The 11093-nt window shown below is 32.2% G+C and carries 12 protein-coding genes; 6 read left to right on the top strand and 6 right to left on the bottom strand.

Features of this window, described 5'->3' with window-relative positions:
* Positions 1-154: 154 nt before the first annotated feature.
* From OJ995_RS06965 to OJ995_RS06940, 6 genes are all read left to right on the top strand, one after another.
* On the top strand, positions 155-1624 hold the full coding sequence (locus OJ995_RS06965) for a T9SS type A sorting domain-containing protein (protein ID WP_264368754.1): 1470 nt from the start codon (positions 155-157) through the stop codon (positions 1622-1624).
* A gap of 4 nt (positions 1625-1628) precedes the next feature.
* Entirely contained in the window at positions 1629-2594 is a 966-nt protein-coding gene (locus OJ995_RS06960) for a Kelch repeat-containing protein (protein ID WP_264368753.1), read from the top strand.
* A gap of 218 nt (positions 2595-2812) precedes the next feature.
* A complete protein-coding gene (locus tag OJ995_RS06955; RefSeq protein WP_133609510.1) occupies positions 2813-3496 on the top strand; it encodes an SDR family NAD(P)-dependent oxidoreductase in 684 nt (227 codons plus the stop codon).
* 2 nt (positions 3497-3498) lie between these two features.
* Complete coding sequence (locus OJ995_RS06950; protein WP_264368752.1) at positions 3499-4710, top strand: hypothetical protein; 1212 nt, start codon at positions 3499-3501, stop codon at positions 4708-4710.
* A 6-nt stretch (positions 4711-4716) separates the two neighbouring features.
* The gene (locus OJ995_RS06945; RefSeq protein ID WP_111567004.1) at positions 4717-5319 is read left to right on the top strand and encodes a SprT-like domain-containing protein; all 603 of its coding nucleotides are present in this window, start codon (positions 4717-4719) and stop codon (positions 5317-5319) included.
* Positions 5320-5346: 27 nt separating this feature from the next.
* On the top strand, positions 5347-6402 hold the full coding sequence (locus OJ995_RS06940; RefSeq protein ID WP_264368751.1) for a mannose-1-phosphate guanylyltransferase: 1056 nt from the start codon (positions 5347-5349) through the stop codon (positions 6400-6402).
* A gap of 2 nt (positions 6403-6404) precedes the next feature.
* Here OJ995_RS06940 and OJ995_RS06935 read toward each other — a convergent pair whose 3' ends face one another.
* The 6 genes from OJ995_RS06935 to OJ995_RS06910 all read right to left on the bottom strand — a co-directional run bounded on the left by OJ995_RS06935 (position 6405) and on the right by OJ995_RS06910 (position 11017).
* The gene (locus tag OJ995_RS06935; protein WP_133609514.1) at positions 6405-7175 is read right to left on the bottom strand and encodes an ABC transporter ATP-binding protein; all 771 of its coding nucleotides are present in this window, start codon (positions 7173-7175) and stop codon (positions 6405-6407) included.
* Positions 7175-7921, bottom strand: coding sequence for an MlaE family ABC transporter permease (locus tag OJ995_RS06930; RefSeq protein WP_133609516.1), 747 nt, complete (start codon positions 7919-7921; stop codon positions 7175-7177). Before OJ995_RS06930 ends, OJ995_RS06935 begins: the two co-directional genes overlap by 1 nt.
* Positions 7922-7986: 65 nt before the next feature.
* Positions 7987-8835 (bottom strand): glycosyltransferase family 2 protein, encoded by an 849-nt coding sequence (locus OJ995_RS06925; protein WP_264368750.1) that lies wholly within the window; start codon positions 8833-8835, stop codon positions 7987-7989.
* Between the two features lie 28 nt (positions 8836-8863).
* A complete protein-coding gene (locus OJ995_RS06920) occupies positions 8864-9385 on the bottom strand; it encodes a class I SAM-dependent methyltransferase (RefSeq protein ID WP_264368749.1) in 522 nt (173 codons plus the stop codon).
* Between the two features lie 66 nt (positions 9386-9451).
* Positions 9452-10510, bottom strand: coding sequence for a 3-oxoacyl-ACP synthase III family protein (locus OJ995_RS06915; protein WP_264368748.1), 1059 nt, complete (start codon positions 10508-10510; stop codon positions 9452-9454).
* A gap of 135 nt (positions 10511-10645) precedes the next feature.
* The gene (locus OJ995_RS06910) at positions 10646-11017 is read right to left on the bottom strand and encodes a group III truncated hemoglobin (RefSeq protein WP_264368747.1); all 372 of its coding nucleotides are present in this window, start codon (positions 11015-11017) and stop codon (positions 10646-10648) included.
* Between the last annotated feature and the right edge of the window lie 76 nt (positions 11018-11093).

Genomic DNA, 11093 nt, shown 5'->3' with positions numbered 1-11093 from the left:
AATTGAAATCCAGTTACAATTACAACTTCTTGTCGACCACTTTTCCTCTTTTACAATTCATTTAATAAGTAATACCAACCACTTTTCATTTATAAAATTCCCACTTTAATATAATTTGTTGTTTTGTTTTATAATAATTCAAAATCAAATAATTATGAAAAGATTTTTACTTTATTCAATTTGTTTTTTATTGGCACAAAATTTTAGTGCACAAACTCAATTAGGTACGACAATGAATGGTGCTGTAACGGGAGATTTATTCGGAGCATTTGTTTCTATATCGTCAAATGGAAATAGATATGTTGTTGGAAGTTCTGATAATACCATTTCTTCTGCTTTTGGAGGATATGCTAGGGTTTATGATTATAATGGTTCAGCTTGGAATGTTTTAGGTGCCGATATTGCAGAAGAAGTGAATGGTGATAATGCGGGAGCTGTTGCTATTTCAGGAGATGGAACTCGAATTATTATTGGTGGTTATTTGAATGATGGTAACGGAACAGATTCTGGTCATGTAAGAGTCTATCAATGGAATGGTTCTGCTTGGACACAAGTGGGAGCAGATATAAATGGGGAAGCAGCCGGAGATAATTCGGGTGTATCTGTTTCTATTTCTTCAAATGGAAGTGTAATTGCTGTTGGGGCTCATAATAACGATGGTAACGGTGCAAATTCTGGACATGTTAGAGTGTACGCTTGGAATGGTTCAGCATGGGTACAAAGAGGAGTTGATTTAAATGGTGAAGCAGCATCTGATAATTTTGGTGTAGCCCTTTCTATGTCGCAAGATGGAACAAAATTAGCAGTTGGTGCAAGATATAATGATGCTGGAGGTTCAAATGCAGGACACGTGAGAGTGTTTAATTGGAATGGTTCATCTTGGGTACAAATGGGCGCAGATATTGATGGGTTTCAAGTAGATATGGCCTTTGGAAGTGCAGTAAGTATTTCAAATACAGGAACAAGAGTAGCAATTGGAACACCATTGTATAATGGAACAATAGGAGATCAAGGAATAGCAAGAGTTTACAATTATAATGGGTCCTCTTGGTCTCAAATAGGGCAAGATATTATTGGATGGAGCGGTACTTCTGGAACAAATTTAGGGAAGTCAATTTCGATTTCAGGTGATGGTAATGCAATTGTTGTGGGATCAAGTGGCTATTCTGGAGGAGGAAGTACATTTAGGGGGTTAGCCGAGTATTATAAATTAGTATCAAATGTTTGGACGCAACAAGGTGCTGATGTTTTAGGAAATACTAACGGGGATCGATTTGGATTTGGGGTTTCATTGTCTAATGATGGAAACAAAATTGCAGTAGGAGCACCTTATAATGCTTCAAGAGGATATGCAGAAGTTTTTGATTACACAGCCTTATTATTTTCAAACGATTTTCAATTAAATAATAAATTCTCAGTATATCCTAATCCAATAAATACTCAATTTCAATTGAATACCGATATTTCAATCGATAAGGTAGAAGTATTAAATCTTCAAGGACAAGTTATCAAAACATTTGAAAGTCAAGAATCTTATAATATTAATGAGCTATCTGCTGGAATTTATTTAGTAATGATTCATTCTGAAGAAGGAAATGGAATTAAAAAAATAATCAAAAATTAGTAGTATGAAAAAGTTTTTAAAATCGATTGTATTGGTTGCAGTAACGTTATCTCTTGGCTCTTGTAGTGATAATGATGACAATCAAACAAATGACAACATGAGTTTTACTCAAGTTTCAACCTCTGGTTCATTGCCATTAGGTTTGAGAGGACATCAAATGATTCAATTTAATAATAAATTATGGATAATTGGCGGAACTAATGATTCCAATACTATTACTAACACAGTTTTAAATAGTGTTGATGGAATTGTTTGGAATTCGGTAACTACAACTGGAGATGCAATTCCAGCAAGATCTTATCATAAATGTATTGTCTTTAATAGTAAATTATGGATAATCGGTGGATATGATGGTAATGGGCGAAGTGATGTTTTTTCATCTACCGATGGTGTAAACTGGGTTGAAGAAACTACAAACGTTGCTTTTGGAAATCGTTATGCGTTTGATGTTGTGGTTTATAATAGTAAATTATGGTTAATTGGAGGTGTAAGCGGAAATAACACGAATGTTCACAACGATGTTTGGTCGAGTTCAGATGGTGTTACTTGGACAGAAGAGGAAGATTTAACTTCATTTGAAAAACGCGGTCATCATAAAGCATTTGTTTACGATAATAAAATGTGGATTTGCGGTGGTAATGGTGACGGAAATACCTATGGAGACATTCAATCTTCTTCAGATGGAATCAATTGGACACAAGAAGTAATATCAGGATTTGAACCTATTTACGGACATCAATTAGTAGTAAAAAATGATGAATTCTATATTTTAGGAGGTCGCGATTCGAATTCTTATTACAATACTATCCTAAAATCTACAGATGGTAAAAATTGGTCAGAAGTTGAGGTTTCAAATCCTTTTCCGGCAAGTTGTTATCATCAAGCAACTCTATTTAATGGCGAAATTTTTGTACACGGAGGTTCAGATGGAAGTTCTTTAAATGTTTCTAGTATGTGGAAATCCAACTAAAATGATTTGTCATGAAACAACTTTTTTCATCCATAGATAAATACAAATTAGAGTTATTGCTTTTGTTGTTATATATTCTAATAGGTTTGGTTATTGTTGCTATTGTATAATTTAGTTTGTTAATCTAAATCCCGAAATTTCTTCGGGATTTTTTTTATTCCTATTTTTACAAAATAATCACTTTGAAATCGAAGATTAACGTACACAAAAAAAATAAAATTGTGAGTAAAAATATCATCATCACTGGAACTTCTCGCGGAATTGGTTACGAATTAGCTTTGCAATTTGCAAACGCCGGACATCAAGTATTGGCGATTTCCAGAAAAACACCAAAAGAGTTAATTGAAAATCCAAATATTACGTGTTTGTCAATTGATATTTCAAATCCAGAAGAATTGCTTCAAGTGGAAAATTTTATCAATAGAACTTGGAAAAAAGTAGATGTTTTAATTCACAACGCAGGAAGTTTGTTGCATAAACAATTTACACAAATTACTTCAGAGGAATTTCAAAACATTTACAAAGTCAATGTTTTTGCTGTTGCCGAATTAACAAAAATCTGTATTCCATTCATGGAAAAAGGAAGTCATGTAGTAACAATTAGTTCTATGGGCGGCATACAAGGAAGTATGAAATTCGCTGGATTAGCTGCATATTCTTCAAGTAAAGGAGCTGTAATTACCTTGTCAGAATTATTAGCAGAAGAATACAAAGAACAAGGAATTTCATTTAATGTTTTAGCACTTGGAGCTGTAAATACCGAAATGCTACAAGAAGCGTTTCCGGGTTACGAAGCACCACTTTCAGCGAAAGAAATGGCAGATTACATCTTTAATTTCGCCTTAACCGGAAACAAATATTACAACGGAAAAGTATTGCAAGTTTCATCTTCAACTCCTTAAATATGAAAAGCATTATTTCATTTTTATTTTTCATTTTTTGGATAAATTTTTCATTTTCTCAATTGAAAGACACTCTTTATGGAAACGTGAAATCGGTTAGGGAAGAATTAACTTTCTTAGACAAAGACAGGCAAAATTATAGGCTCTTTAGTGTTGATGGAGATTATGGTCATAGTGGTTTTATGAGTAATATTTATACTAAAAGTAGATTTTATAGTAATTGGTATCATTCTTCTTTTGTGCATTATTTGAATTATTATAAAGAATTTGATGAAAAAGGAAAAGCAACTTTTGAATATTGGTTTTATAAAAATGGTGATACAGTAAGATCATATAATTACAAATACAACGAAAACGATAAACTAGTTCAAGTTAAAGAATTTTATGATTTGGATGATTTTAAAGTTACAAATTATAGTTATAATAGATATGATGGTAATTTAATTTCTGAACTGGTATATTATTCAGACACTCCGGAGGTGTATAGATATGATTACTATGTTTATGACAAAAAGAGTAAAAATTTAATTGAAGCGAATAATTTTAATTATGAAGGGCATCTTGGAGGCTTAAAATTTGTCTATGATGAATTTGGAAGGAAAAAGAAGAAAATTAGCCAAGATTACTGGGTTTATGAATATCATAATGATGGGTCTAGTTCGGTTTATTTAGGAAATGTAAAAAGAGATAAAATAAAAGAAGAATATTTTTATGATGAAAAAGGTAATCTTCAAGAAACATGGCTTTATGAAAATAAACCTAAAGACGAAAATCAAGTTGAATTAGGTAGTAAAACAAAATATTACTATTCAAATAAAGGATTGCTTGAATGTTCAATTGTAACCACTGCACACGATACTCTGACTAGTTTAATTGAATATAAATATGATAATAGAGGTAGAAAAACAGAAGAGATTTATATAAATAGAAAATTTATAACGGATAAATCTGATATTTTATTTGATAAGAAAGACATAAAAATAAATAGTATAAAATTCCCCAAAAATGATCTCATTATTCAGAGAAAATTGAGTTATAAATATGATAAAAATAATCTTATCGAGTTAAAAGAAACAGATACTTTTGGAGATATTGTTACAACAACTTGTAAATTCGAATATGTTTTTGATAAAAATTATAATTGGATTGAACAAGTAAAATATATTAATGGTGAAAAGTTATATGTTTGGAAGAGACAAATTACGTATTGGTAAATTATAATGAGCGAAGTTTTACAAAAATACCTTCCTGAACATGCAGTTCATCATTGTTTTGAGTTAATCAAAGCAAATCATGTGCATCTTAAAATTGTCAACGAACGTCAAACGCGTCATGGTGATTATCGAAAAGATGCGCAAGGTTATCATTTGATTACAGTGAATGCAAGTTTGAATAAATACCGATTCTTAATCACATTAATTCACGAAATAGCCCATTTGGTAGCATTTGAAAAATATGGTCGAAACATAAAACCGCATGGCGACGAATGGAAACTCACTTTTCAACGCATGATGGTGCCGTTTATTCGTCCGGAAATATTTCCAAATCAATTATTGCCCTTACTTGCGAAACATTTTAGAAATCCGAAAGCAAGTAGTGATACTGATGCAAAATTAGCTATCGCATTAAAGCAATTTGACCAAAAAGAAACCGATAAAAATTATATCTTTGAAATTCCGATGGGAAGTCATTTTAGAATTCACAATGGGAAAATTTTTAAGAAAATAGCATTACGTGTTAAGCGATATGAATGTTTAGAAATAAGTTCTGGACGATTGTATTTGTTTCAACCCAATGCTGAAGTAGAATTGTTGCCGAATTAGAAAAGCAATAAAAAAATCTTTCAAAAAATGAACAAAAATTATTACGCAATATTAATGGCTGGTGGAGTTGGTTCTCGTTTTTGGCCTGTGAGTACAACTGAATTTCCTAAGCAATTTCACGATATGTTAGGAACTGGAGAAACGTTGATTCAAAAAACCTTTACTCGTTTGTCTCAAATTATTCCAAAAGAAAATATTTTAATTCTTACGAATGAAGATTATAATAACATTGTTTTAGAACAATTGCCAATGGTAAAACAAGAGCAGATTATTTTAGAACCTGTAATGCGAAACACTGCGCCTTGTATTTTGTATGCTTCGTTGAAAATAAAAAAACAAAATCCAGATGCAGTTATGGTAGTAGCGCCATCAGATCATTGGATTGAAGATGAAGTACAGTTTTGTTCTAATTTGCAACACGCTTTCGATTTTTGTGAGCGCGATGAAAACTTAATGACTTTGGGAATTTTACCAACATTTGCCAACACTGGTTACGGTTATATCGAATTTGATAAATTAGACTCACGACCAATTAAAAAAGTAAAACAATTTCGCGAAAAACCAGATTATGCTACAGCAAGAAAATTCATTCAAAGCCGAAATTTCCTTTGGAATGCAGGGATTTTTGTTTGGAGTGCCAAAACTGTTTTAAAAGCCTATGAAGAGTTTCAGCCTGTTATGTTTGCGCATTTCATGAATGGTTATGAAGCTTTAAATACACCAAAAGAAGCGGCTTTTATTAAAGATAATTATCCTTTAGCTCAAAATATTTCGGTCGATTATGCAATCTTGGAAAAAGCGCAGAATGTTTACGTTTTACCTGCTACTTTCGATTGGAACGATTTAGGAACTTGGGGTTCATTATATGATAAATTACCAAAAGACGAACAAGAAAATGCAGTTGTAAATGCAACCGTTTACTTAGAAAATGCAACTAATAATATCATCAGAACTGAAGGGAAAAAGTTAGTAGTGATTGATGGTTTAACTGATTACATTATAGTTGACAAAGACGATGTATTGTTGATTTATCCAAAAAATAAAGAGCAAGATATTAAGCAAATAGTTTCTAAATTAAAATAGTACTATTTCACATCATCTTCCAAGTACATTTTTCTTACACGCTTGAATAACTCAGAAGAATAAACAAAATCGGTAACGGCTTCGTTATCGGTTTTGAAAATTTCTTTATTGCTTCCTTCCCATTCCAATAATCCGTTTTTTAAGAAAACGATTTTCTGACCAATTTCCATTACAGAGTTCATGTCGTGAGTGTTAATTACAGTAGTAATGTTGTATTCTTCAGTAATTTCCTGAATCAAATTGTCAATTACAATAGCAGTTTTTGGATCTAAGCCTGAGTTAGGTTCATCGCAAAATAAATATTTCGGATTATTTACAATAGCTCTAGCAATTGCTACACGTTTTTGCATTCCACCAGAAATTTCAGACGGACGTTTGTGGTGTGCGTTTACCAAATGAACTCTATCTATAACAAAATCAACACGCTCTTTAATTTCTTTTGGCGTTTTATTTGAGAACATTTTTAAAGGAAATCCAATATTTTCTTCCACAGTCATTCCGTCAAATAAAGCACTTCCTTGGAATACCATTCCTATTTCGGTTCTTAAAGTTCTTTTTTCGTCGTTTGAAAGTTCTGAATAAATTCTGCCATCAAATGAAATTGTTCCGCTATCAGGAGTGTGTAAACCTAATAACGATTTTAAGAAAACAGTTTTTCCCGAACCACTTTGTCCAATAATAAGATTGGTCATTCCAGCTTCAAAACGAGTAGAAACGCCTTTTAAAACGGTTTGTTCGCCAAACTTTTTTACGATGTTTTTTACTTCAATCATTAGCTCAATAGGAGTTGGGTTAATATAAAGTTCATTAAAATAATTACTACCGATGTCCAAACGAAGGAAACAGTACTTGCTTTACCAACTTCTAAAGCGCCACCTTTCATGTAATAACCGTGAAAGGAAGGAATAGTCGCAAGCAATAAAGCAAAAACAATAGTTTTTATAAAGGCATACGCAATATGAAACGGAATAAATTCGGTTTGAAGTCCGGTAGTGAATTCAAAACTAGTGGTAAAACCGCCATAAACGGCAGCCATCCAACCTCCAAAAACACCCAAAAACATACTCAATCCAATTACGAACGGATATAAAAGTAAGGCGATAATTTTTGGAAAAATCAAATAGTTCAATGAGTTAACTCCCATAACTTCTAGTGCGTCAATTTGCTCCGTAACGCGCATGGTTCCAATACTTGATGTAATAAATGAACCCATTTTACCTGCCATAATAATGGAAATAAATGTTGGAGCAAACTCTAAAACCACCGATTGACGTGTTGCAAAACCTATCAAATATTTAGGAATTAAAGGATTGGTCAAATTTAACGCTGTTTGAATTGCCACAACTCCTCCAACAAAAAAGGAAATAAAAGAAACTATCCCTAGCGAACCAATGATTAAATCATCAACTTCTTTTAAGATTAATTGTTTCATTACCGACCATTTAGTAGGTTTGTTGAAGATTTCTTTCAACATGATAAAGTATTTTCCTATTTGCGATAAGTAGCGAACTAGCATCATATTATTTAGTGTTCAGTGATCAGTTTCTAGTATTCAGTAAAAATACTATATTTTTTTGGAATAGGTTAAAACAACTTTTCTTTCATTTTTTTCCAGCGGTAGTTTCTGAAAAATTTGGCTTGCTCAGGAGTTACAAATAAAGGTTTTCCAGATGATTTTGCTTTCCAAAACCCCATTAAATAGTCTATAAATAAAAGAGGTTTACCTTTTCGCATTGCCAATTTCAATGAGGAAATGGCAGTGATGATAAATCCATAGCCTAAACTGTAAAAAGCTTCTCCTTGTTTATAACGCGCTGCTTTGTTGTAGCTTGCACCAGTTGGTTTTAAGTGTTTTACGTGTAAACTTTCGTCGGTTACTACTTTCCAATTGTAGAATTTACAAAGCAATTCGTCAACCGTGTCCCAACCCATTGCAGGTTTTAATCCGCCAATTTGTTTGTATGTTGCTTTTCGATAGGCTTTTAAGGCTCCACGTATGTGATCTTTATCGGTTAGATTTTCTAAAACCCAATCCCCATTTTTTTCTACATAACAAAACCCACCAGCCATTCCAATTTTCTCATCTGATTGGAAGTACTTTATAATCGTTTCGAAATAGCTGTTTGGAAAAATCAAATCTGCATCTACTTTTACAATGATGTCATAATTGTCATCAATGTGTTTTTCTCCTTCATGGAATGCCTGAATTACTTTACTTCCTGGAAGATGAATCGCGTCAGATTTTTTATTAACTAAAGTGATAAAAGGATGTTTTGATGCAAATTCAGAAACAATTTCTGGAGTTTTATCAGTAGAATTATCATTGACCACTACCACTTTTGCTGGCAAAATCGTTTGTTCTACTAACGATTGAAGTGTTAATGAAATGAATTTTTCCTCGTTGTATGTTGGTATGATTATGTAGTATCGCATAGACTAATTACTATTCACTAATTACTAATCACTTTCTTTCTGCGTAAACCAAATAATATCTCGGTGTAAACCATCTTAATAATGGTCTAAAACCAAGTTTCTTAACAGGATGTGTGAATTTTACTCGGTCAACAATTTTATATCCTGCTTTTTCCAAAAGCCAATCCAATTGCCAATCTTCAAATTCGTGATAATGTCTGTCCCACATATCCGTTTTGCTTCTATAAGCTGAAGAAAACCACAAACGTAATGGAATCGAAATTAAAATTTTATCTGCTTTTACGTTTTGTAAAACCGTGTAAGGATTTAGTAAATGTTCGAAAATTTCAAAACCTGTAAACACATCGTAATTCTCAGTTTGAAGAGCCGATTGATCATTGTCAATGTCTTCGCCTTTTGTGTTGATAACAGAATAGCCATTATCTACCATGATTTTTGAAAAAGGATTTGGAACGCCTAAATCAAAAATGGTTTCAGAAGTTTTGATATGTTTTTTTAGAAAATCTAAAGTGATATTGAATCGTTTACTCGGATATGTTTTCTCGTACATTGAAATAAAATTGGAGTACAAATTTACTTTTTTCTTTGAACATCCAACTTCGAACATCCAACTTTTTTACATCTTGTACACAATTGCGTTAATATTCATTCCCGCACCAACAGAAGCAAAAATAATAACATCGCCTTTGTTTAAATTTTGTCCTTCTAATTCTCCGTTTACAATTAAATCGTATAAGGTTGGAACCGTTGCAACACTTGAATTTCCTAATTTATGAATACTCATAGGCATAATTCCAGCTGGTGTTTCCATCTTGAATAATTTGTAAAAGCGATTAATGATGGCTTCGTCCATTTTTTCATTTGCCTGATGAATTAAAATTTTCTTTACATCGGTAATAGCGATTCCGCTTTTCTCTAAGCAAGAAGCCATTGCTTTTGGAACATTAGAAAGTGCAAATTCGTAAATTTTTCTGCCATACATTTTGATGTAGCGAATATTTGGGTCTTCATTTTTATTAAACGAATTTCCAAAATATAAAAACTTAGCTTCATCAAAAGAAAAAGTAGCTGATTCATGAGCTAAAATTCCGCCTTCATCATCAGTGGCTTCAATAATTGTTGCTCCAGCGCCATCAGAGTAAATCATGCTGTCGCGGTCGTGTTTGTCTACAACTCTTGATAAAGTTTCAGAACCAATAACCAAACATTTTTTAGCCATTCCGGCTTTAATATAGGCTTGTGCTTGAATAACAGCTTCTATCCAACCTGGACAACCAAAAAGAATGTCATAAGCGACACATTTAGGATTTTTAATTTGTAATCCATATTTAACACGAGTGGCTAAACTTGGAACAGTATCTGATTGAATTGTATTTGTTTGAATGTCACCGTAGTTGTGAGCTAATATAATATAGTCTAAAGTCTCAGGATCAATACCTGATTTTTCAATTGCTTTTTTTGCAGCAATTATTGCCATGTCAGAATTAACCATGTCGTCAGCGGCATAGCGTCGTTCTATAATTCCGGTAATTTCAACAAATTTCTCTGCAATAATATCATTTGTCATATTAAAAGCAGTGCCGTCTTCATTTAAAAAATCATGTTGAGCAAAATCAGAATTAGTTACCTTTTTTGTTGGAATATAACTTCCTGAACCCGTTATTTTAATATTCATAATAGTTATTGTTTGTCTAACGAAATTATTAATTATTTCTTAACATAATGTAAAAACGTCTATTTTTTTGTAGTAATTATTGAATCTTTAATTTAAGCTCAAAATAATACGAAATTGACTTTTTTTAAGGGGTTTTTACGAAAATTTTATCTGCATAATAGTCGCCATACTCAACCCTTGTGTTTTCATTTGCTCGGCATATTTACCTTCAAAATATTCATCAATCGTTGAATTAAAATGATGCAACCAAGTTTCAAAATGGTCTTTTGTAAAAGCATGCTTGTTATGAACCTCTTTATGAATCGAAAACATATTGTTATAGTAGCCACCTTTTAAAAATAAGGATTGCTCCCAAAACGTAGCCAAAATCTCAAAATGTTCTTCCAAATGTTGGTCAACCGATGTAACTTTGGTAAAGAAAAAATTGATTGATTCATCAGCTAAAAGCTTTTCATAGAACTTACGCATGATGAGTAGGATGTCTTCTCTATTTTCAATGTCTTTCATTTCCAGATTTTATAATCGTACAAATTTACAACAATACTTCTTGAAGCAAGTGACTTTTGTCATGTTTAAAAAAAAT

The organism is Flavobacterium lacisediminis, from assembly GCF_025909975.1.
In the GTDB taxonomy this organism is placed as follows: Bacteria; Bacteroidota; Bacteroidia; order Flavobacteriales; family Flavobacteriaceae; genus Flavobacterium; species Flavobacterium lacisediminis.
Note: the sequence above shows the minus strand (reverse complement) of the source record. Positions and strands in the feature narration are given on the sequence as shown.

Coding starts and splice junctions, on each gene's coding strand:
- OJ995_RS06965 (WP_264368754.1), top strand. CDS start 155: ATGAAAAGATTTTTACTTTATTCAATTTGTTTTTTATTGGCACAAAAT.
- OJ995_RS06960 (WP_264368753.1), top strand. CDS start 1,629: ATGAAAAAGTTTTTAAAATCGATTGTATTGGTTGCAGTAACGTTATCT.
- OJ995_RS06950 (WP_264368752.1), top strand. CDS start 3,499: ATGAAAAGCATTATTTCATTTTTATTTTTCATTTTTTGGATAAATTTT.
- OJ995_RS06945 (WP_111567004.1), top strand. CDS start 4,717: ATGAGCGAAGTTTTACAAAAATACCTTCCTGAACATGCAGTTCATCAT.
- OJ995_RS06940 (WP_264368751.1), top strand. CDS start 5,347: ATGAACAAAAATTATTACGCAATATTAATGGCTGGTGGAGTTGGTTCT.
- OJ995_RS06935 (WP_133609514.1), bottom strand. CDS start 7,175: ATGATTGAAGTAAAAAACATCGTAAAAAAGTTTGGCGAACAAACCGTT.
- OJ995_RS06930 (WP_133609516.1), bottom strand. CDS start 7,921: ATGATGCTAGTTCGCTACTTATCGCAAATAGGAAAATACTTTATCATG.
- OJ995_RS06925 (WP_264368750.1), bottom strand. CDS start 8,835: ATGCGATACTACATAATCATACCAACATACAACGAGGAAAAATTCATT.
- OJ995_RS06920 (WP_264368749.1), bottom strand. CDS start 9,385: ATGTACGAGAAAACATATCCGAGTAAACGATTCAATATCACTTTAGAT.
- OJ995_RS06915 (WP_264368748.1), bottom strand. CDS start 10,510: ATGAATATTAAAATAACGGGTTCAGGAAGTTATATTCCAACAAAAAAG.
- OJ995_RS06910 (WP_264368747.1), bottom strand. CDS start 11,017: ATGAAAGACATTGAAAATAGAGAAGACATCCTACTCATCATGCGTAAG.